20 protein-coding genes and 1 pseudogene (1 of these 21 running past the window's edge) are annotated in these 19,698 nt (G+C 64.6%); 6 read left to right on the forward strand and 15 right to left on the reverse strand.

The genetic code is table 11. The annotated features are described in order from the left end of the window. Positions 1 to 119 carry the 5' portion of a GFA family protein gene (locus tag ACVW1C_RS24330; protein ID WP_456760565.1) on the reverse strand. Its footprint begins 160 nt before the window's first position, so only the first 119 of its 279 coding nucleotides appear in the window; it begins with the start codon at positions 117 to 119; its stop codon lies off the left edge, out of view. 435 nt (positions 120 to 554) lie between these two features. On the opposite strand from ACVW1C_RS24330, the gene ACVW1C_RS24335 reads away from it, so the two are divergent. Then, on the forward strand, positions 555 to 1,181 hold the full coding sequence (locus ACVW1C_RS24335) for a hypothetical protein (protein ID WP_456760566.1): 627 nt from the start codon (positions 555 to 557) through the stop codon (positions 1,179 to 1,181). 89 nt (positions 1,182 to 1,270) lie between these two features. On the opposite strand, the gene ACVW1C_RS24340 is transcribed toward ACVW1C_RS24335, so the two are convergent. Next, positions 1,271 to 2,359 (reverse strand): TRAP transporter substrate-binding protein, encoded by a 1,089-nt coding sequence (locus ACVW1C_RS24340; protein WP_456760567.1) that lies wholly within the window; start codon positions 2,357 to 2,359, stop codon positions 1,271 to 1,273. A gap of 292 nt (positions 2,360 to 2,651) precedes the next feature. Here ACVW1C_RS24340 and ACVW1C_RS24345 point away from each other — a divergent pair, with 292 nt between their 5' ends. After that, positions 2,652 to 3,737 (forward strand): NAD-dependent epimerase/dehydratase family protein, encoded by a 1,086-nt coding sequence (locus tag ACVW1C_RS24345; RefSeq protein ID WP_456760568.1) that lies wholly within the window; start codon positions 2,652 to 2,654, stop codon positions 3,735 to 3,737. Between the two features lie 137 nt (positions 3,738 to 3,874). Here the strand turns inward: ACVW1C_RS24345 and ACVW1C_RS24350 are convergent, their stop codons facing one another. The 5 genes from ACVW1C_RS24350 to ACVW1C_RS24370 form a co-directional block, all read right to left on the reverse strand. Further along, a complete protein-coding gene (locus ACVW1C_RS24350) occupies positions 3,875 to 5,182 on the reverse strand; it encodes an NAD(P)H-dependent oxidoreductase (protein WP_456760569.1) in 1,308 nt (435 codons plus the stop codon). Between the two features lie 193 nt (positions 5,183 to 5,375). Further along, positions 5,376 to 6,176: a phytanoyl-CoA dioxygenase family protein gene (locus tag ACVW1C_RS24355; protein ID WP_456760570.1), complete on the reverse strand. Its 801-nt coding sequence runs from the start codon at positions 6,174 to 6,176 to the stop codon at positions 5,376 to 5,378. Positions 6,177 to 6,231: 55 nt separating this feature from the next. Further along, positions 6,232 to 6,906: a GntR family transcriptional regulator gene (locus tag ACVW1C_RS24360; RefSeq protein ID WP_456760571.1), complete on the reverse strand. Its 675-nt coding sequence runs from the start codon at positions 6,904 to 6,906 to the stop codon at positions 6,232 to 6,234. 148 nt (positions 6,907 to 7,054) lie between these two features. Then, entirely contained in the window at positions 7,055 to 8,311 is a 1,257-nt protein-coding gene (locus ACVW1C_RS24365; RefSeq protein WP_456760572.1) for a M20/M25/M40 family metallo-hydrolase, read from the reverse strand. 65 nt (positions 8,312 to 8,376) lie between these two features. Next, on the reverse strand, positions 8,377 to 9,243 hold the full coding sequence (locus tag ACVW1C_RS24370) for a sigma-70 family RNA polymerase sigma factor (protein ID WP_456760573.1): 867 nt from the start codon (positions 9,241 to 9,243) through the stop codon (positions 8,377 to 8,379). 110 nt (positions 9,244 to 9,353) lie between these two features. Here ACVW1C_RS24370 and ACVW1C_RS24375 point away from each other — a divergent pair, with 110 nt between their 5' ends. Next, the gene (locus ACVW1C_RS24375) at positions 9,354 to 9,809 is read left to right on the forward strand and encodes a carboxymuconolactone decarboxylase family protein (RefSeq protein WP_456763159.1); all 456 of its coding nucleotides are present in this window, start codon (positions 9,354 to 9,356) and stop codon (positions 9,807 to 9,809) included. A 194-nt stretch (positions 9,810 to 10,003) separates the two neighbouring features. Here ACVW1C_RS24375 and ACVW1C_RS24380 read toward each other — a convergent pair whose 3' ends face one another. Beyond that, positions 10,004 to 10,813, reverse strand: a complete 810-nt coding sequence (locus tag ACVW1C_RS24380; RefSeq protein WP_456760574.1) for an alpha/beta fold hydrolase — start codon at positions 10,811 to 10,813, stop codon at positions 10,004 to 10,006. A 155-nt stretch (positions 10,814 to 10,968) separates the two neighbouring features. On the opposite strand from ACVW1C_RS24380, the gene ACVW1C_RS24385 reads away from it, so the two are divergent. Next, positions 10,969 to 11,511 (forward strand): methylated-DNA--[protein]-cysteine S-methyltransferase, encoded by a 543-nt coding sequence (locus ACVW1C_RS24385; protein WP_456760575.1) that lies wholly within the window; start codon positions 10,969 to 10,971, stop codon positions 11,509 to 11,511. 200 nt (positions 11,512 to 11,711) lie between these two features. On the opposite strand, the gene ACVW1C_RS24390 is transcribed toward ACVW1C_RS24385, so the two are convergent. The 4 genes from ACVW1C_RS24390 to ACVW1C_RS24405 form a co-directional block, all read right to left on the reverse strand. Continuing rightward, the gene (locus ACVW1C_RS24390; protein WP_456760576.1) at positions 11,712 to 12,581 is read right to left on the reverse strand and encodes an MBL fold metallo-hydrolase; all 870 of its coding nucleotides are present in this window, start codon (positions 12,579 to 12,581) and stop codon (positions 11,712 to 11,714) included. 389 nt (positions 12,582 to 12,970) lie between these two features. Further along, a complete protein-coding gene (locus tag ACVW1C_RS24395) occupies positions 12,971 to 13,585 on the reverse strand; it encodes a glutathione S-transferase family protein (RefSeq protein ID WP_456760577.1) in 615 nt (204 codons plus the stop codon). A 177-nt stretch (positions 13,586 to 13,762) separates the two neighbouring features. Beyond that, positions 13,763 to 14,605 (reverse strand): fumarylacetoacetate hydrolase family protein, encoded by an 843-nt coding sequence (locus tag ACVW1C_RS24400; protein ID WP_456760578.1) that lies wholly within the window; start codon positions 14,603 to 14,605, stop codon positions 13,763 to 13,765. Between the two features lie 140 nt (positions 14,606 to 14,745). Beyond that, a complete protein-coding gene (locus ACVW1C_RS24405; RefSeq protein WP_456760579.1) occupies positions 14,746 to 15,594 on the reverse strand; it encodes an MBL fold metallo-hydrolase in 849 nt (282 codons plus the stop codon). Positions 15,595 to 15,711: 117 nt separating this feature from the next. Between ACVW1C_RS24405 and ACVW1C_RS24410 the strand changes: the two genes are divergently transcribed. Next, a complete protein-coding gene (locus tag ACVW1C_RS24410; RefSeq protein ID WP_456760580.1) occupies positions 15,712 to 16,125 on the forward strand; it encodes a DUF3775 domain-containing protein in 414 nt (137 codons plus the stop codon). A gap of 185 nt (positions 16,126 to 16,310) precedes the next feature. On the opposite strand, the gene ACVW1C_RS24415 is transcribed toward ACVW1C_RS24410, so the two are convergent. From ACVW1C_RS24415 to ACVW1C_RS24425, 3 genes are all read right to left on the reverse strand, one after another. Next, the gene (locus ACVW1C_RS24415; protein ID WP_456760581.1) at positions 16,311 to 17,300 is read right to left on the reverse strand and encodes an NADPH:quinone reductase; all 990 of its coding nucleotides are present in this window, start codon (positions 17,298 to 17,300) and stop codon (positions 16,311 to 16,313) included. Between the two features lie 166 nt (positions 17,301 to 17,466). Further along, positions 17,467 to 18,249, reverse strand: coding sequence for an SDR family oxidoreductase (locus tag ACVW1C_RS24420; protein WP_456760582.1), 783 nt, complete (start codon positions 18,247 to 18,249; stop codon positions 17,467 to 17,469). A 351-nt stretch (positions 18,250 to 18,600) separates the two neighbouring features. After that, on the reverse strand, positions 18,601 to 19,116 hold the full coding sequence (locus tag ACVW1C_RS24425; protein ID WP_456760583.1) for a CvpA family protein: 516 nt from the start codon (positions 19,114 to 19,116) through the stop codon (positions 18,601 to 18,603). A gap of 166 nt (positions 19,117 to 19,282) precedes the next feature. Between ACVW1C_RS24425 and ACVW1C_RS24430 the strand changes: the two are divergent. After that, positions 19,283 to 19,423, forward strand: a pseudogene (locus ACVW1C_RS24430) (SDR family oxidoreductase); the annotation flags it as partial. Positions 19,424 to 19,698 lie beyond the last annotated feature (275 nt).

A 19,698-nucleotide genomic window follows, 5' to 3' on the forward strand; every position in this document is an offset into this window, starting at 1 on the left:
GTGTAGACGCCGCAGCGCGAGCAGAAGAAGTGCTTCGCGCGATCCGTGTTCCAGACGTAAGCCGACAACAGATCTTCGCCGCTGAGGATCGTGAGCTCGCTCTCATGAACCCTGGCCATGACCGCGTTCTTGCGTCGGCAAAGCGAGCAATCGCACGTCGTCAGCTCGCCGTGTCCGCGTCGATCCGGAACGTCACCGCGCCGCAGTGGCAGGATCCCCGATAACAGGTCATGTCTCTGTCCTCGTATTGGCCCGCAATATCTGTGAGCCGAGCAGCGTGGCACAACGATCGAATTGCACGCCGGACAATGTTTCCGCCGGATAGGCTTACACGCTTCGGCCGTCGCGATTTGGCCGCTGCATCCGCGCACGATTCGTGTTCAATCGCCGCTCGGGTACGATCGCCGCGATCAACACTCCTTGAACACTTTGTGATCATTCGGCCACGATTGCTCATCATGCTCTACGACCAAAGTTCATAGGCCGTTCATTTCGATTTCCGTACCTCTTGCACCCAAGAAGCTCGGCAACCCCGCCCCAATGAGGAGACTTCCATGCGTGAGATCGTCCGTCCCGTAACTGCTGCGTTGAGCGTCGCATGTCTCGCGATCGCCGTGACCGCGGTGTCGAACAGCGGCGCATTCGCGCAGGCCAAGCAGCAGCAGATGGCGCCGGCCGCAAAGCAGCCCGCGCCTGCCGCGCAGGCCGCAGCTCCGACACAGGACCAGGCTCCTCCGATCAAGCAGATCGCGTTGACCGACAAGCAGATCGATGGCGCGGTCGCGGCGGCCAAGGAAATGGACCCGATCACCGCGAAACTGTCCCAGGATGCCAAGCCGGATCCGAAGATCGTTGCCCAGCTCGAGGGCATCGCCAAGAAGCACGGCTTCGCCAGCTATGACGACTACAACAACGTCGTCGACAACATCTCGCTGGTGCTCGGCGGCTTCGATCCGCAGACCAAGAAGTATGTCGGTCCCGAGGCGGTGGTGAAGGCGCAGATCGCCCAGGTCCAGGCCGACAAGAAGATGTCGGCCAAGGACAAGAAGGACGCGCTTGCCGATCTCAACGAAGCCCTGAAGTCGCCGCCGCCCGCGGTCGAGAACAAGGGCAACATCGATCTCGTGACCAAGAGCTACGACAAGCTGATGGAAGAATTCGGCGGCAGCGACGACAACTGATTCGTCATCCGAATCAGATCAGATCCGAATCAAGAACGAAGCCCCGGAGAATTTCTCCGGGGCTTTTTTGTGCCTGATCTCGTGCCGGCTCAGGTGCGCGTGCGCATCCGCATCATGAAGCTGTCGAACGACAGTTCGGCAACCTGCATCCAGGCCAGCGATTCGTTGCGATAGGCGGCGAGGCTCGCATGCATCTTGCCGAAATGCGGATTGCTCTTGGCGAGATCGGCATAGATCTCGTTGGCTGCGTTGTAGCAGGCCTCCAGCACTTCCTGGGGGAACGGCCGCAGCTGCGCGCCGGCCACGATCAGGCGCTTCAGCGCCGGCGGATTCACCGCATCGTATTTTCCGGTGACCCAGGTGAAGGTGTCTTCGGAGGCGGCCTGGATCGCGGCCTGATAATGCTTCGGCAGCGCGTTCCACTTGTCCTTGTTCATCACATTGTGGCCCTGGCCGGTGCCTTCCCACCAGCCGGGGTAGTAGTAGAATTTCGCGACCTTGACGAAGCCGAGCTTCTCGTCGTCATACGGCCCGACCCATTCGGCGGCGTCGATGGTGCCTTTCTCCAGTGCCGGATAGATGTCGCCGCCGGCGATCTGCTGCGGCACGCCGCCGACCTTGGCGATGATGGTGCCGGCGAAGCCGCCGACGCGGAATTTCAGCCCCTGCAGATCCGCCATCGACTTGATCTCCTTCCGGAACCAGCCGCCCATCTGGGCGCCGGTTGAGCCGGTCGGAATGCCGACGCAGTTGTATTCCCCAAGCAGGTTGTTGATCAGCTCGCTGCCGCCGCCCCATTGCAGCCAGGAAATATGCTGGCGCGTGTTGAGGCCGAATGGCAGCGAGGTGCCGAAGGTGAACGCGGGATTCTTGCCCCAGTAATAATACAGCGCGGTGTTGCCCATCTCGACCGTGCCGTTGGAGACGGCGTCCAGCACCTGCAGGCCGGGCACGATCTCGCCGGCGGCGAAAGACTGGATCTGGAAATGGTTGTCGGTGATTTCGGCGACGCGCTTGCAGAAGAATTCACAGCCGCCATAGAGCGTATCGAGCGCCTTCGGCCAGCTTGCCGCGAGCCGCCACCTGACCTCCGGCATCGATTGCGCGACCGCGGGCGCAGCCACCGCCGTCGCAGCCAGCCCGACGCCGCCTGCCCTCAAGAAATCACGACGCTTCATGCGTATTCCTCCTGTGTGCCGATGCCTCGACAAGGGGAACGATCTTGGTGCCGTCTTTCTTCGCCGATCGATCGACGTCGCTGTGGTGATGTGTCCGGTAGCCCTCGACGGGCTCTTGTGTGTGGAATCCGAGCTTTCGGTTCCACTGGTCAGGATGATCGTTTGCCGGAGGAAATCAAGCGCCCGCCTTCGTTGCTGCGAAGGAAAATCGGCGCTGTTGGTCTCATCTGATACCTGTCGGCCCTGCTGCGATCTGCTACGCAGGGCAGTGAGTTGATGGGAGTTCAAGGACATGGCCAACAAGAAAGTCGTGGTCGCCGGCGCGACCGGCCTCGTGGGCAACGCCGCCTTGCGACACTTCGGCGCATCCGGGGATTGCGAGCGCATTGCGCTGTCGCGCCGCAAGCCGCGCGATCTCTACGGCGCGCGGCATGTGCGAATCGACCTCACCAGCGCCGAGGATTGCCGCCGCGCCGGGGCCGAGCTCGCCGGCGCAACGCACCTGATCTATGCCGCGCTCTACGAAGCGCCGAGCCTGGTCGATGGCTGGCGCGATGCCGGGCAGATCGAAACCAATGACCGCATGCTGCGCAACCTGATGGGCGTGCTCGAACCCGTCGCGCCTGATCTTGCGCACGTCGCGCTGCTGCAGGGCACCAAGGCCTACGGCGTGCATGTCCGGCCGCTCACGGTGCCGGCGCGCGAGGGCCGCTCGGAAATGTACGAGCAGCCGAATTTCTATTGGGCGCAGGAGAACTTCCTGCGAGGGTTGCAGCGGGGCAAGCGCTGGCACTGGAGCATCCTGCGTCCGGTGCTGATCATCGGCGAAGCCATGGGCGGTGCGATGGACCTGATCCCACCGCTCGGCGTCTATGCGGCGGTGCTGCGCGCGCAGGGCAGGCCGCTGGATTATCCCGGCGGCGCGCCGCGGGTCGCGCAGGCGGTGGACGTCGATCTCTTGGCGCGCGCGCTCGCCTGGTCGGGCGACGCCGAGGCCGCACGCAATGAAGCCTTCAACGTCACCAATGGCGACGTGTTCACCTGGGAGAACATCTGGCCGGCAGTCGCCGATGCGCTCGAGATGGCGCCGGGCCGGCATGTGCCGCTGTCGCTGGCGCAGGAGTATCCGAACTGGATCGCGCTGTGGGACGAGCTGCGCCGGAAGCACGATTTGATCGCACCTCGCCTCGAAGAGTTTGTCGGCCTGTCCTTCCAATATGCCGATTACAGCATGCGCTACGGGCAGACTGAATCCGGTCCGCCCTCGATCGTTTCGACCGTGAAGATCAACCAGGCCGGCTTCACCGAGATGATGGATACCGAAGCGATGTTTCGCAAATGGTTCAAGCTGGCGAAAGCGCGCCGGCTGCTGCCGTAGTTGTTGGAGCGGGCGCTCTTCTTCTTCTCCCTCTCCCCGTTCTTACGGGGAGAGGGTTGGAGTGGGGGGCCTCCATCCGGTGAGCACCATGCCGCTTGCCCCATCACCCGGAAGCAGGTCCCATCATCGTTTGAGCTTCAGCGCGAAAACGCCTTCTCCATCGCCTTGCGCGTCTTGATGGTGTCGTTGCTCTCGTCGACCTCGACGTCGCTCCAGCGCACGACCGCGCCATGGGCGATGTCGTTCTTCAGCTTGACCCGATGCGCGAGCCCGATCGGCAATGCGCCGGCGGCGAGGCTGGCCGAGGCGGGCATCAGCCTGCCCCACACCGTGTAGCCGCCTTCGCCGTCGAGCATCTCGCCGGCGCGCAGATTGCGCTTCGCCACCGCCGCGACGTCGCCGCGGAAGCCGCGGGGCTGCCCGGTCGGCTCGTTGCGCAGCGCCGCCGAGAGCACGGAAATATTCAGCTCGAGCCCGATCAGATGATACGGCTTGTACATCGCCGCATAGCGGCCGGACGCATCGGTCTTGAGGCCGTACTGCTTGAAGCAATCGGCGGCATAATCGTTCGGCGCCTCCAGCACCACATAGACACCCCAGCGCAGATCACGAAACACCGGACGGCCGTCGCGTTCCAGCGACGATACCACCTCGACAATGCCGGATTTCTCCAGCACGCCGCCTCTGTCGCGCGGCCGCATCACATGCGGCAGGTCGTCGACGCCGCAGGGCGGAAACAGCAAGCCCTCCGAGGGCACGTCGAGCGTGCAGGCATTGGCGATCGCTGCCATCTCGATCGCGGACTTGGTGCCGTCGAGGAAGGAGTTGAACATCTGCGGGTTCATGCCGGCGGATTGCGCCTCTCCGGCGGTGAGCCCGTAATGCTGCCACACGCCTTCCGGCGTCACGTCGTGATAGGCCGGCAAATATTTCGTGCCCTTGCCGGCGGCGACGACGCGGAATCCCGTCGCGCGCGCCCAATCGACCATCTCCGCCGTCAGCGCTGGCTGGTCGCCATAGGCGAGCGAATAGACCACGCCGGCCTTGCGCGCCTCCTCGGCGAGCAGCGGGCCGGCCAGCACATCGGCCTCGACATTGACCATCACGACATGCTTGCCGGCGGCGATCGCCGCGCGGGCATGGCGGATGCCGACCGCGGGATTGCCGGTGGCTTCCACCACGACGTCGAACGCGCCGCCTGCGATCGCGCGCGCACCGTCGTCGGTAAAGGTCGTGGCGCCGATCCGCGCGTCGTCCCAGCCGACGGTGCGGCACGCCTCGCGCGCGCGGTCGCGGTCGAGATCGACGATCACCGGCACCTCGAGCCCCGGCGTGTGCGGCACCTGCGACAGGAACATCGAGCCGAATTTTCCGGCGCCGATCAGGACGACGCGAACCGGCTTGCCAGCGGCGGCGCGGATTTTGAGGAGATGATGCAGGTTCATTATGCTTTTGCCACGATGCGATCGAAGGGAGTGATCTAGAACGACGGTAGATATCAGGAATCGTCATTCCGGGGCGCGACAAAGTCACGAGCCATGATGTGCAATTGCACATCTGAGAATCCATAACCACGATCGGGAGTATGGATTCCGGGCTCGACGCTTGCGCGTCGCCCCGGAATGACAGCTTTTGAGTCTACTCCGCCGCCTGCCGCGGCGCACGGGCGAGCCGCAGCAGCGCGTCGTCGGCAACCGTCCGGATCGGCGTGAAGTCGCGGTGCGCGATGTAGTCGGGCCGCGTCGGGGTGCGGATGTAGTTCGAGACCGCGTTCAGCGTCAAATAGACGATCTTGCGCGGGTAGGGCGTGATGTTGCCGCTCGAGCCGTGCACCAGATTGCCGTGGAACATCAGCATGCCGCCGGGCTTGCCGGTCGGGGCAACGATGCCGCCCTGCTTCACGAGGCGGGTCACCGTCTCTTCGTCCAGCGTCCACAGCGGGTAGGACGTGGTTTCGAGATCGTGCGACGCTTTCAGGTCGCCGGCGGTCTGGCTCTGCGGCACCAGCATCAGCGGGCCGTTGATCGGCATCACCTCGTCGAGGAAGATCGCGATGTTCATCGCGCGCGGCTCCGGCATGCCGTCGTCACGCTTCCAGGTGCCGTAATCCTGGTGCCACTGCCAGACGTCGCCGGTGAAGGCGGCCTTCGCGTTGATCTTGAACTGATGCATGTAGACCTTCTCACCGAACAGCTGCTCGATGGGGTCGATCATGCGCGGGTGCGCGCCGAGGATGCCGAACGCCTCGTTGTAGAGATGCGCGGCGAAGGCCGTGCGCGGCGCGCCGCTCTTCTCGCGCCACACCTCGGGGCGGTTGGCGTCATAGATCGAGACCGCCTCGCGTGCGAGGAAATCGACCTCTTCCTGGCTGAACAGCTCGGGCAGGAACAGCCAGCCTTCGCGATGGAAAAATTCGACCTGCTCCGGCGTCAGTTTCATGGTGCTTTCCTCCTTTGATTATTGGTTTTCGTTCTTGGCGCAGTGACGGTCCTGCTCACGCCGCCACGTCGATCGCCCTCAGCTTCTCTTCGGTCATCCGCCCCGCCGTCTGCGCATGGGCCAACGCGGCGGCCTCAGCGGCGGCGGCGTTGCCGGAGAAAATGTGCGCGGCGATCGTCTCGTGCTCGGTCCAGGCGCTGCCGCGGTAATCGAGCTCGGCGAGCACGGTCGCCATCGAGCGGCGCATATGCGGCCATTGCGGCGCGATCATTTCCTCGATCGCGGTATTGCCGGCCAGCCGATAGATCGCGCTGTGGAAGTCGACGTCGAGCGCGATCAGGCGCGCCAGCGGCGCGTTGTCGTCGATCGCGCGCCCGGCTTCCAGCGCGGCCTCGAGCTGCGCGCGTGCCGCGGAATCCTCTTTCACACGCGCTGCGGCAAGCCGCGCCGCCAGCGCATCGATGGCACCGCGCACTTCATAGAGCTCGCGGATGCGCTGCGGATCGAGCTGCGTCACCTCGAAGCCGCGCTTGCCGCTCTCCGCGACAAGGCCCTGGCGATGCAACAGGTGCAGCGCGTGCGAGATCGGCTGGCGCGAGACGCCGAGCCGATCGGCAAGTTCGTTCTGGGTGATGCGCTGTCCGGGCAGCAGCGTGCGGTCGATGATCGCTTCGAGCAAGCGCCCGTAGACCTGGTCGATCAGGTTCGGAAGCGGGTCTAATGGGATCATATGCCGACCGTCCAAATTGGAATACGGAATTCCGTGTTCGAAAATGAAAGACTACTGCGGGGTGCAGGAGCGGTCAAGGCGCGAGCATGCGGAAATACTAAGTGCTTGAAATCAAGAAGATTTAGGCGGCTATCGGATGCCGCCCCCGCTACTTCGCCTTCCCAAGCTCCATCAGGATCCGCGTCATCAGATAGAGCCGCGGCACAATCGAGTTGGTGTCGATGTATTCGTCGCGGGCGTGATAGCCCCAGCCGGCGAGGCCGAAGCTTTCGACCACGGTGGCCTTGCCGCTGCGCGCGGCGTAGCCGGCGTCGGTCGCGCCGCCGGTCATGTCAGCGATATCCAGCGTGCGGCCGAGTTCGGCGTAGATCGCCTGTCCCTGCTTGGCGAGCGCGCGGCCACGATCGTTCGCGACAAAGGGCGGGCGGCCCGCGGTGACCTTCACGGTTACCTCAGTGTCAGGGATCAACTTGTCCTTCACCTTCTCGTCGAGCGCGGCCTGCAGCTTCTGCACGCCGTCCGGAATGGTGAGGCGAATGTCGGCGCCGGCGCTCGCGTGATCCGGGATCTGGTTGCGCACGGTGCCGGCCTTCGCGGTGGTCCAGTTCAGCTGCGTGCCCGGGATGGATTTCGCGACGTCCTGGGTCTGCAGCAATTGATGCGCGAGCTCGAGCAGCGCGTTGCGGCCGAGCTGCGGCGCGGCGCCGGCATGCGAGGCCTTGCCCTTCACGTCCATTGTGCCGGTCGCGGTGCCGCTGGCGCCGAGCAGCAGGCTTTCGTTCTTGGCCACCGGCGGCGCCACCGTCGGCTCGCAGGACAGCACCACATCGTGCTGGTCGGCGAGCTCGGCGATGATCTCGCCGGAGCCGATCGAGCCGACCTCTTCGTCCGGATTGAACGACACCGTGAGCTTGGCGTAGTCGCGCCAGCCCGCATCGTTCAGGATCTTGAGCGAATGCAGGATGACGGCGATGCCGCCCTTGTCGTCGGCAATGCCGGGTCCGTAGATCCTGTTGCCGTCGACCTTGTAGGGCTGGGTGTCGAGGATGCCGTGCTCATAGACAGTGTCCATATGTGCGATCAGCATCAGCTTCCTGCTGCCGGTGCCTTCGAAGGTGCCGATCACCATGTCGGCGCCGGCGCCCTTCGTGGTCTTGCGCCGCTCGGTCTTGGCGCCGAGCGCCTTCAGCCGCGCTTCGGTATAGTCGGCCATCTTCTTCAGGCCCTCGACATCGCCGGAGCCCGATTCGATCAGCACCATGTCGTGCAGGCTCTTGATCACGGCCGGCTGAGCCTGCTCGGCGGCCGCGCGCAGCTTTTCATCCGCGGCAGCAAAGGCGGGGGACGAGGCGAAGGCGAGCGAAAGCAGGCCGGCCGACGCGAGCAATTTGATGGATAGTTTCATGATTTGTCCTCCCTGAGCAGCGCAGGGAGAGACTAGCATCGCAGCCTGCTCGTCTCCAGCTGCGGTCAACTCGGATCGAGGACTTCGACATCGAAGGTTTCGATCTGCGCGGGCTCGGCGGTGGCATCGATCGCGGCAATCCGGTCGCCTGAAATCGTGACCCGCAGCACGACGCGTAGCGCGCCGCCAAGGACGACGGCAATGCCGATCTCGCCGTCGACCAGCGCTGGCTTCGCCGCCTGCGCGCGTCCCTTGAAGCTTTCGGCGACAGCCGCGGCGCCTCGGATCACCGGCAGCGAGCCGAGCCGCTGCGCGGCCTGATCGGCGCGCACGACGACGTCGGGCGCGAGCACGGCGAGCAGCCCCTCGAAATCGCCATTGCGGGATGCGGCGAGGAAAGCTTCGACGATGCAGCGCTGCCGGCTGAGATCGGCATCCGGCGCGGGCGGCGCGCCCTGCACGCGGCGTCTCGCGCGGCTCGCCAGCTGCCGCGCGGCGGCCGGCGTGCGTCCGACGATCGGCGCGATCTCCTCGAACGGCACCGCGAACATGTCGTGCAGCACGAAAGCCAGCCGCTCGGCCGGCGCCAGCGTCTCCAGCACCACGAGGAGCGCGGCACCGACCGAATCAGCCATCTCGGTCTCGCGCTCGGACGGATTGTCCGCGATCGGCTCCGGCACGTGCGCACCCATCGGCTCCTCGCGGCGCGATTTGCGCGAGCGCAGCATGTCGAGGCAGATCCGCGCGGTCACCGTGGTCAGCCATCCCGCGAGATTGTCGACGGCGGCAGTGTCGGTGCGGCCGAGCCGCAGCCAGGCCTCCTGCACGGCGTCGTCGACCTCGGCGGTCGAGCCCAGCATGCGATAGGCCACGGCCCGCAAGCGCGGCCGGTTGGCCTCGAACTGTTCGGCCAGAAATTCTTTCTCGTCCATCGGTCACATTCCCTTGGTCCGCTCCGTCATGGCCATGACGAACGAAACCAGGCCGATGTGACAGCAGATCGGCCCGGCGGCGTCAAAAGGCAAATCAGGAGAGTGAGATGATGAAAGCCCGCATGAACCACCCGGTGATGGTTGTTCCCGAGGCCATGAAGGCGCTGCAGGCGCTCAGCGAGAGCACCAAACAGGCCTTGCCGGAAAAGCTGCTCGAGCTGGTCCATCTGCGCGCCAGCCAGATCAATGGCTGCAGCGTCTGTGTCGACATGCACCCGAAGCTCGCACGGCGCGCCGGCGAGACCGATGAGCGGCTGTTCGCGGTCGGCGCCTGGCGCGACACGCCATATTTCACCGAAGCCGAGCGCGCCGCGCTGGCGCTGACCGAGGCGGTAACCCGCCTCAGCGACCGCGAGGATCCGGTGACGGACGCGGTGTGGGACGAGGCGGCGAAGCATTTCGACGAGCAGCAGCTCGCGTCGCTGGTGCTCGGGATCGCCGCGATCAATGTCTGGAACCGGCTCAACGTCGCCGTGCGTCAGCCGGTCGGTGCGTGGAAGGTGTGAGGGTCCTGTTCTCCCTCTCCCCGCTCTTGCGGGGTCGAGACGAGCGAAGCTCGCTCTGAAAGGGCTGGGGTGAGGGGCTCTCTCCGCGGGCGATGCGAGTGGATGAACCTGTACCCCCTCACCCGGATCGCATCTGCCGATGCGATCCGACCTCTCCCCGCAAGCGGGGCGAGGTGAAGAGGTGTGCCGCCGCCTCAACTCGCCAAGAACTCCAGCACGATCTCGCAATAACGCTGCGGCGCCTGTTCGAACATCGGATGCGTGGTGCCGGGGATCATCTCGGTGCGCGCGCCCTTCACATTGGCGGCAAGCGCGTGCAGCACCTTCGGCAGCACGCCCTTGGTGTTGGCGCCGCCGATGAACAGCGTCGGCGTCCTGATCGCCTCCGCGTCGGCCTTCGAGAACGGCGGGCGCTGGTCCCGGGTCTGGCCAATGAGGGTGGTCGCGTTGTCGCGCAACAGCTGCTTGGAGGTCGCCGGAATCCGCTTCCAGGCGCCGGGGCCCTCGAGCGCGTCCATGAAGATCTGCAAGCCGCCGTCGATGTCGCCCTTGGCGATCTCAGCGGCACACGCCGCGAAGCGCGCTGCCAGCGGCGAGGGGCCCGGCTTGAAGTCAGGATCAAGGCTCTCGTCGAGCTCGCCGCCGGGCTCGGCCAGGATCAGCTTGCGCAGCAGGTCCGGCCGCCGCTGCGCGACGCGGAAGCAGATATGGCCGCCGCGGGAATGCCCCATCAGGTCGACCGGTTTGGTGTCGAATCTCTCGATGAAGGCGATGACGTCGTCGACATGCTGCGCGATCGAATAGGTGTCGCCAACGCCGTCCCAATGCGCCGGGAAGAAATGCCGCAGGCTGACCGCGATCACGCGATGCCGCCGCGTCAGCGGGCCGAGCACCGCCGACCAGATCCGGAAATCGCACAGCGAGCCGTGCACGCAGACCAGCGGCGGGCCCTCTCCGATATCGAGATAGGGCATGTCGAAACCGTTGACGTGGAGGCTGTGCATTTGGAGGCTCGCGCAGGGGAGGAGATGTTGTTGATTTAGCCCAAGTTCCCACGGAATTCGGGTGGATAGCAACATTCTCCAAGCCTAGATTTCAGATCAGCAACAGGCTCGCATGTGTGAGCCCAAATGATATGAAGGAACATCTGGAGCGAGCCATGACCGGCCAGCATTTTGCAATCTTCGAGACCATGATCGGCGCCTGCGGGGTCGTCTGGGGCGAGCACGGCGTCACCGGTGTGCAGCTGCCGATGGGCACCGAGGAAAAGACCCGCAAGCGGATCTTCCAGCGCAACGGCGACGTCACCGAGGCGGCGCCGCCGGCCGAGGTGCAATACGCGATCGACGGCATGATCGAGCTGCTCGCCGGCAAGCCGAACGACCTCGCCGACATCGTGCTCGATCTCGACGGCGTGCCGGAGTTTAACCGCGGCGTCTACGACATCGCGCGGAAGATTCCGCCGGGCAAGACCGTAACCTATGGCGATATCGCCAAGCAGCTCGGCGGCGTCGAGCTGTCGCGCGACGTCGGCCAGGCATTGGGCCGCAACCCATGCCCGATCGTAGTGCCCTGTCACCGGGTGCTGGCGGCCGGCAACAAGCCAGGCGGCTTCTCGGCCAATGGCGGCGTGGTGACCAAGCTGAAGATGCTGCAGATCGAAGGCGCGGTGGTGAACCACACGCCGAGCTTGTTCGATTGAGGCGGCGCGCGGTCTTCTTATCCTCTCCTGGAGGGGGAGGATCGGTTCGCATGAAATGCGAACCGAGGTGGGGTGAAGGTCTCTCGTATCGGGCGCTGCCCGCGTTGAGAGAACACCCCACCCCGTCTCACATCTCGCTGCCCTCGCTGTGAGCCGACCCTCCCCCTCCAGGGGAGGGTGAAGCGAGCAAGCGGCTTCAGCTACACCGTCTCACAGACAAACCCGTTGCCCTTCCGCCTGATCTTGCCGACCGTCGGCGAGGGGAAGTGCGCCGGGCAGCACAGCGTATCGGTATCGCAATAGCGCTCGAGGAAGCCGCGCCGCGTCTTCGCGGCCAGTGCCGGGTCGACGTCGAACTTCGGCGACAACTCCGGATAGAGCGTCTGGATCGGCGAGTGCATCAAATCGCCGGCAAACACCGCATCATCCTTGCTGCGGCCGAAGGTGAAGGCGACATGGCCCGGCGTGTGGCCGGGAGTCGGCAGCACGCGCATATGATCGCCGATCGCAAAATCATTGCCGACGAGGTCGGCCCGCTTGGCTTCGACCACCGGCAGCACGCTGTCGACGAAGGGCGGGACCGCTGCCTTGGCGTTGGTCTCGGTCCAGTAGTCGAACTCGCCCTTGTCGAATACGTAGCGCGCGTTCGGGAAGGTCGGCACCCAGCGGCCGTTCTCGAGCCGCGTGTTCCAGCCGACATGGTCGACATGCAGATGCGTGCACATCACATAGTCAATGTCGCCGACCGAAAAGCCGGCCGCCGCGAGGCCACGCAGATAGTTGTCGTCGGTCTTCATGTTCCAGCTCGGCCGCCCCGGCCGCGGCTTGTCGTTGCCGATGCAGCTGTCGATCAGGATGGTGTGGTGCGGCGTCTTCACGATGTAGGACTGGAACGCCAGGATCAGCGTGTCGCTGTCATCGAGTGCGCCGGCCGCTTTCATCCAGGCGCGGTTCTCCGCGAGCAGCTCCGGCGTCAGTCCGGGCAGCATGTCATGCGCGGGCAAAAACAGCCCTTCCTCCTCGACGATGCGATGAATGGTGAGATCGCCGGCGGTAAATTTCAGGCTCATGGTGATTCCTTGGCGTTGGCGTTTGCGAGCGAGGTGGAGTCCGGTTCGCGGGAAGAGAACCGAAAAAAATGCTAGTGCGCGTCGCGCACGACGGGAATCATGATGTTGGCGAGGATATCCATTGCCGCAAGGCCTTGCTTCGGCTGGCCGTACCGGGCTGCCGTCGTCATCATCACAAGGTCGAGATCGGGACGAGGGAGGCGGGCAATCGTCCGGCTGGACGTCGCGCATGGCCGGCGATCCGCAAGGCTGGCTCTGTTGTCCAGCTTTTATGTTGTCGGCCCGCAGAGCTGTGCCAAAGATGATCGACGCGAGCACAACGCTCGCGCCGGGACGTTAGAGGCGGGGAGAGACTTCGCGCATCGTCGTTCTCCCCCCGCGTAGCTTTGCTACGCCAGCGGCGGCGCCGAGATCTTCACCGACGGCCGCTCCAGCATTCTCTGGTAGAAGGCGTCAAGCTTCGGATAGGCCTTGCGCCAGCCGCAATCGGCGAAGCGGAGATCGGCGTAGCCGAGAACGCAGACGAGGCCGATCTGCGCGATGTCGAACGACGCGCCATCGAGAACGTCCGGCCGGTTCTCGAACCGCGCCATGCCGGCCCAGGCCCTGTTCCAGTGATCGTCATACCAGGCCTGCCACAGCGAGCCCTGCGGCCGCACCATCTTCTCGTAGCGGCAAAGCAGCATGGAATCGAGCATGCCGTTGAGCAGCGAATGATCGGTCTTCAGCTTCCAACGCCGCGGACCGTAGCCCGGGATCAGCCGGCCGCCGCCGATCTCGTTGAGATATTCGACGATGACGTAGGAATCCAGAATGACGTCGCCATGATCGAGGATCAGCACCGGCAGCTTCTTCAGCGGCGAGATCCTGGAGTATTCGTCGTTGGCCGTGCCCGGCGCGACGCTGGCCGGCACCAGCTCGATCTTGTCGATCAGGCCAAGCTCGATCGCCGCGATGCGCACCTTGCGGGCGAACGGGGAGGCGGGAGAGAAGGTGAGTTTCATGGTGATGACCTCTTTCCGAGTACACCGCCGTCATCCTGAGGAGCGCGCCATCGGCGCGCGTCTCGAAGGATGGGCAACGACCAATACTATCTCGTCACCCATCCGCTGAGATGACGGTGTGCTGGGCTCATCCTTCGAGACGCCGCTTCGCGGCTCCTCAGGATGACGGACCGGCAATTACGCCGCGACGATTTCCTGGCGCTGCTCGCCGAGGCCTTCGATGCCGAGCGTCACGATGTCGCCGACATTGAGGAAGGTCGGCGGCTTCATGCCCAGGCCGACGCCGGGCGGGGTGCCCGTCGTGATGATATCGCCGGGCAGCAGCGTCATGAACTGCGAGACGTAGGAGATGCATTTCGCCATCGTGAAGATCATGGTCTTGGTCGAGCCGGTCTGGCGGCGCTGACCGTTGACGTCGAGCCACATCGACAGGTTCTGCACGTCGGCGATTTCGTCCTTGGTGGCGAGCCATGGGCCGACCGGACCGAAGGTGTCGTGCGACTTGCCCTTGGTCCACTGTCCGAGGCGCTCGGTCTGGAAGTTGCGCTCGGAGACGTCGTTGCAGACGCAATAGCCGGCGACGTGGTTGAGCGCGTCGGCTTCCGAGACGTATTTGGCGCGGGTGCCGATGATCGCGGCGATCTCGACTTCCCAGTCCAGCTTGGTCGATCCGCGCGGCTTCTCGACGGCATCGTTCGGGCCGGACAGCGAGGTATTCGCCTTCATGAAGATGATCGGTTCGGTCGGGATCTGAGCGCCGGTTTCCTTGGCGTGGTCGGAATAATTCAGGCCGATCGCGACGAATTTGGAGATGCCGGTGACAGGGGCGCCGAAGCGCGGCTTGCCGGAGACGGCGGGCAGGGAGGCGGGATCGAGGGCGGAAAGCTTCTTCAGCGATTCCGGCATGTAGGCTTCGCCGGTCAGGTCCTTCAGATGGGCCGAGAGGTCGCGGAGCTGGCCGGATTTATCGATCAGGCCGGGCTTTTCCGCACCCTTTTCGCCATAACGAACAAGCTTCATGTTGATCACTCCCTACGATGTCTTGAGGATTGTTACTGCTATACCTCGACACGCTTCATGGAACAGCGCGCCGGGAAATTCAACCGCCATGAGCGCGCTGCATTGCAGCCAAGCCTTAATTCAAGGTCAGTCCGGTCCGATCACCCCAGCGCGACGAACCTGAATGCGTCGCCGTCGCGCTTGATGTGGCCGGCGTTGAAATGCCCGCCGATCACCAGCGTCGGCGTGTCGGCAAAGCGCGAGAACAATTCGCGCCGCGTCGCGGCCGATTGCTTCTGGTCGGAGTCCGCGGTCGACGACCAGTCGAGGTGGTACATCTGGCAGGGATGATGGGCGACGTCGCCGGTCAGCAGTCCTTCCGCGCCGCCGGACTTGATGTGGATGCTCATATGGCCGGGGCTGTGTCCTGGTGTCGGGATCAGTGTGATCTCCTCGGTGAGGCGATGATCGCTCGGCACCAGCTCGGCCTTGCCGGCATCCGCGATCGGTTTCACCGAGTCGGCGAACACGGCGGCATGCGCGGCATCGTCGCTGTGGTCGCGCCAGTGCTCGAATTCGGTCTTGCCGAACACGTAGCGCGCATTGGCGAAGGTCGGCACCCATTTGCCGCCGGAGAGTTTCGTGTTCCAGCCGACATGGTCGACATGCAGATGCGTGCACAGCACGGTGTCGATGCTGTCAGGCGCAAATCCCGCCGCGCTCAGCTTCTCCAGGAACGGATCGCTGCGGTTGTTCCAGGTCGGCACGTTGCGGCCCTGCTTGTCGTTGCCGAGACCGGTGTCGACGATGATGCGGTGCTCCGGCGTCTCGACCAGCAGCGAATGGATCGACATTTTCAGCCGGCCATCCTCATTGGCGAAATGCGGGATCAGCCAGGGCAAGCTCTGGATCTCTTCCCGGCCGGCCAGCGGCAGGATGAAGCGCGTGCTGCCGACGGTCTCGAGTTCGACGACTTTTGTGATTTTGACCTTGCCGATCGTCCAGTGCATGCGGCGTGCCCTCGGTTTCTTGTTTCTTGCCGGATCATGCGGGCTTCCGCGCGCCGGCGCAATGGATCGAGTCGGCGCCTCCCGCGTTACCGCTTCGTCGGACGAAGGAGTACGCAAATGCCGGAACTCACAATCTCCCCTGAAAAAGTTGGTTTCTTGATCGAGAAGGCGCGGGAATTCGACGTCAAGGAGGGGATCGTCGATCCGGACTCCGGCTCGAACGGGGCCGACGATGGGATGATCGACGTGCTAGAGGACGACGGTAGCGATCCGGTGGCGCGCGAGATCACGGGCTTCATCGATGCGCTGAGCGAGGACGAGCAGGTCGACCTCGTCGCGCTGATGCGGCTCGGCCGCGGCGACGGTACGATCGAGGAATGGGCCGATCTCCGCCGCGAGGCCGCGCGCGGGCGCAACGGCCGCACCGCGAGCTATCTCTTGGGTGAGCCGATGCTCGGCGATCTCCTTGCCGAAGGGCTCGACGAGTTCGGCATACCGCCGAGCGACGAGCGCATCACGCCGATCCAGTAGGAAGCAGAAGTGTGTTGTTCTTACCTCGCCCCGCTTGCGCGGAGAGGTCGGATCGCATCGACAGATGCGATCCGGGTGAGGGGGAGCTTCCATAGTCCCTGCCGTCACCTTCTTCGCGGTGACAGCCCCTCACCCCAACCCTCTCCCCGTAAGAACGGGGAGAGGGGGAAGTTAAGCAACGCGAGTTACCGCGCGCAGTCGACGATCACGGTGCCGATCTTGTCGCCCTTTTCGACGGCGAGGTGGGCCTCGGCGGTCTCCGCCAGCGCGAATTGGCCGGCGATGTTGTGCACGCGGGTGCCCGACTCCAGCCAGTTGGTGATGTCGGCCTGCGCGGCCGCGAGCAGCGGCGGCGGCAGCGCGAACAGCACCAGCGAGCGCACCGTGATGCATTTTTCCATCAATTCGCGCACCGGCAGCACAGGCGTGCGGTTGCCGTTGGTGGCGTAGACCGCGATCGTCGAGTTCAGCGCCATGATCTTCAGCGTGGTCGCGAGGTTGCCGCCGAAATCGACGTCGATCACGCGGTCGACGCCGCGGTTCTCGGTGAAGGTCATTACCTTGGAGACAACGTCCTCGGTCCGGTAGTTGACGACCGTATCGGCGCCGGCAAGCCGCGCTTCCACGTCCTTCACCTGCGAGCTCACGGTCGCGATCACGCGCGCGCCGCCCCATTTGGCGAGTTGCACGGCATAGTGGCCGACCGCGCCGGCGCCGCCGGTGACCAGCACGGTTTGCCCGGAAATCGGACCGTCCGCAAACAGCGCGCACCACGCGGTCATGCAGGGGATGCCGAGCGTCGCGCCGGCTGCGAACGACACGTCCTGCGGCAGCGGCGTCACCAGGTAATCGGCAAGCGTAATGTATTCGGCCGCGGTGCCGAAGGCGCGGCCGTTGCGCTGGCCGTTGAACAGCCAGACCCGGTCGCCAACGGCAAAGCGCGTCACGCCTTCACCGATCTGGTCGATGATCCCCGCGCCGTCGCTGTTCGGGATCACGCGCGGAAATTCCATCGCGCGATAGTTGCCGCTGCGGCGGCCGACATCGGCCGGATTGACGCCGGAGGCCTCGAGACGAACCCGGACTTCGCCAGGGCCGGCGTCAGGCGTCGGCATCTCGCCGACGGTGAGCACCGTCGGCGCCGCGCCGGTTCGTTCGTACCAGACCGCCCTCATCTAGCGCCCCTTTCCGAAGTTCGTGAACTCGTCCAGCGACCTCTTGCGCGAACTTCGGAAAGCAAGAGGGCGCTAGAAGACTCGTGAATCTCTAGTGCCGCTTGACCGATTTGAAGCTCCCAATCGGCCTCGCCGCATACAGTGCAGGAGCTTCAAATCGGCGGCACTAGAGCGTACCCGGGAAGGCGCCGCCGTCGAGCAGCAGGTTCTGTCCGGTGATGAAGCCGGCCTTGGCGCCGCACAGGAAGGCGCAGGCGTAGCCGAACTCGTCGGGATCGCCGAAGCGGCCGGCGGGGTTCAGCTTGGCGCGCTCGGCCAGGACCTGCTCGGTCGAGATACCGCGCTTTTCGGCCTCGGGCTTCGCAGTGCCGCGCAAACGGTCGGTCTCGAACGGGCCCGGCAGCAGGCCGTTGATGGTGACATTGTTGATCACGGTCTTGCGCGACAGGCCGGCGACGAAGCCTGTGAGGCCGGCGCGGGCGCCGTTCGACAGGCCGAGGATTTCGATCGGCGCCTTCACCGCCGCCGAGGTGATGTTGACGATGCGGCCGAACTTGCGCGCCATCATGCCGTCGACGGTCGCCTTGATCAGCTCGATCGGCGTCAGCATGTTGGCGTCGATCGCCTTGATCCAGTCGTCACGGGTCCAGTTGCGGAAATCGCCGGGCGGTGGGCCGCCGGCATTGTTGATCAGGATGTCCGGATCGGGGCAAGCCTTGAGCACGGCTTCGCGTCCGGCCGCCGTCGTGATGTCGCCGACGATCTCGGTGACGGTGATGTCGGGATGGCCTTTACGGATCTCGTCGGCGGTCTGCTTCAGCGCCTCGGCGCCGCGCGCTGTCAGCGTGACGTGCACCCCCTCATTGGCGAGCGCGATCGCGCAGGCGCGGCCCAGTCCCTTGCTCGATGCGCAGACGATGGCGCGGCGGCCTTTGATTCCAAGATCCACGAGTTCACTCCCTGTGATGTCGGGTTGGTTTGTAAAGCTTCGATGGCGCCAGTCTAGCCAAGCCCGGCGGCGCCGGTAAGGGACGTGCAATGCATAAGTGCATGCCGGGTCGGAACAGGCGGGGGAATGCGCTCGGGCAAAGCAGGATGAGTTTTGGTTGAATCGGCTTGGCGCGGTCTCGGTTCACCTCTCCCCGCCGGGGAGAGGTCGGATTGCGAAGCAATCCAGGTGAGGGCTCTCGTTCTCTCGATAGATCGTAACCCCTCACCCGATTTGCTGCGCAAATCGACCTCTCCCAAGGGAGAGGTAACCCTCCGACGCCGTTCCAGCTGAACCTAATCTCATCACGCTTTAGATGCGCTGCTCGCGCCGCAGCCGCTCGATCGCCATGGTGGCTTCGGGCGGCAGCGACCGGAATCCGGCCTGTCCGGCCGCGGAGAACAGCGGCCGCAATTGCGATCCATTGAGGAATTGCGGCTGCCTCGCCGGCGGCACCAGCTGATCGAACACCAGCACCAGTGTGGTCACGACAAGGCCGACCCTGATCGCGCCGAGCAGCGCGCCGCCGAGCCGGTCGCCGATCCCGATCTCCGAGCCGATGGTGTCGTCGAGCATCGTCCGCGCCATCTTTCCGAGGATGACGCCGATCAGAAGGAAGAGGCCGAACAGCAGCACCCCGTTGGGCGGGAACGGTGACGACGGCAGCGTCGCGATGTGGGGCCCGATCATCGCGATTGCCGCGACTGCGAGCGGCATCGCGACGAGATAGGCCAGGATGGTGACCGCGCTGCGCAGCAGGCCTGTCGTGAAGCCGGTGACGACCGCGAACAACAACCCGAGCGTCACGACGATGTCGAAGAGGTTCATGGATAAGGATTCCTGCCCCAATCTCCTGCGGTCCCCTGGTTGATCAAACCTGCTTACATCAGGGACAATTGTCGCTATCACTCGTCCGCTTCAATCCGGGAACCTGCCGATGTCCGACCTATTCGATGTCAGTAAAGAAATCATCCTCATCACCGGCGCCTCGCAGGGGCTGGCAAAGCGGATTCCGCAGCGCCGCGTCGGTGCCGAATCCGATCTCGACGGCGCGATCATGCTGCTCGCCTCCAACGCCTCGCGCTACATGACTGGCACGGTGGTAACGGTCGATGGCGGGTTTCTGCTGAATTGACTTCGCAACCCGGATGAAGCGCAGCGAAAGCCGCGAAACGAGATCTCATCCTGAGAGGATGTGAGGCTATGTCCTCGTCCACCGCTGTCATCGCCCGGCTCGACCGGGCGATCCAGTACGCCGCGGCCTCTCGGCTCAAGCACTGCGGTCTCTGGAATACTCGATCACCCGCATGCGCGGGTGATGACACTGAGCAAGCTGAGCAATCACCCGTCATCCCGAGAGGATGTGAGGCTATGTCCTCGTCCACCGCTGTCATCGCCCGGCTTGACCGG

Source organism: Bradyrhizobium sp. USDA 4011 (assembly GCF_054063415.1).

Coding starts and splice junctions, on each gene's coding strand:
- ACVW1C_RS24335 (WP_456760566.1), top strand. CDS start 555: ATGCGTGAGATCGTCCGTCCCGTAACTGCTGCGTTGAGCGTCGCATGT.
- ACVW1C_RS24340 (WP_456760567.1), bottom strand. CDS start 2,359: ATGAAGCGTCGTGATTTCTTGAGGGCAGGCGGCGTCGGGCTGGCTGCG.
- ACVW1C_RS24345 (WP_456760568.1), top strand. CDS start 2,652: ATGGCCAACAAGAAAGTCGTGGTCGCCGGCGCGACCGGCCTCGTGGGC.
- ACVW1C_RS24350 (WP_456760569.1), bottom strand. CDS start 5,182: ATGAACCTGCATCATCTCCTCAAAATCCGCGCCGCCGCTGGCAAGCCG.
- ACVW1C_RS24355 (WP_456760570.1), bottom strand. CDS start 6,176: ATGAAACTGACGCCGGAGCAGGTCGAATTTTTCCATCGCGAAGGCTGG.
- ACVW1C_RS24360 (WP_456760571.1), bottom strand. CDS start 6,906: ATGATCCCATTAGACCCGCTTCCGAACCTGATCGACCAGGTCTACGGG.
- ACVW1C_RS24365 (WP_456760572.1), bottom strand. CDS start 8,311: ATGAAACTATCCATCAAATTGCTCGCGTCGGCCGGCCTGCTTTCGCTC.
- ACVW1C_RS24370 (WP_456760573.1), bottom strand. CDS start 9,243: ATGGACGAGAAAGAATTTCTGGCCGAACAGTTCGAGGCCAACCGGCCG.
- ACVW1C_RS24375 (WP_456763159.1), top strand. CDS start 9,354: ATGAAAGCCCGCATGAACCACCCGGTGATGGTTGTTCCCGAGGCCATG.
- ACVW1C_RS24380 (WP_456760574.1), bottom strand. CDS start 10,813: ATGCACAGCCTCCACGTCAACGGTTTCGACATGCCCTATCTCGATATC.
- ACVW1C_RS24385 (WP_456760575.1), top strand. CDS start 10,969: ATGACCGGCCAGCATTTTGCAATCTTCGAGACCATGATCGGCGCCTGC.
- ACVW1C_RS24390 (WP_456760576.1), bottom strand. CDS start 12,581: ATGAGCCTGAAATTTACCGCCGGCGATCTCACCATTCATCGCATCGTC.
- ACVW1C_RS24395 (WP_456760577.1), bottom strand. CDS start 13,585: ATGAAACTCACCTTCTCTCCCGCCTCCCCGTTCGCCCGCAAGGTGCGC.
- ACVW1C_RS24400 (WP_456760578.1), bottom strand. CDS start 14,605: ATGAAGCTTGTTCGTTATGGCGAAAAGGGTGCGGAAAAGCCCGGCCTG.
- ACVW1C_RS24405 (WP_456760579.1), bottom strand. CDS start 15,594: ATGCACTGGACGATCGGCAAGGTCAAAATCACAAAAGTCGTCGAACTC.
- ACVW1C_RS24410 (WP_456760580.1), top strand. CDS start 15,712: ATGCCGGAACTCACAATCTCCCCTGAAAAAGTTGGTTTCTTGATCGAG.
- ACVW1C_RS24415 (WP_456760581.1), bottom strand. CDS start 17,300: ATGAGGGCGGTCTGGTACGAACGAACCGGCGCGGCGCCGACGGTGCTC.
- ACVW1C_RS24425 (WP_456760583.1), bottom strand. CDS start 19,116: ATGAACCTCTTCGACATCGTCGTGACGCTCGGGTTGTTGTTCGCGGTC.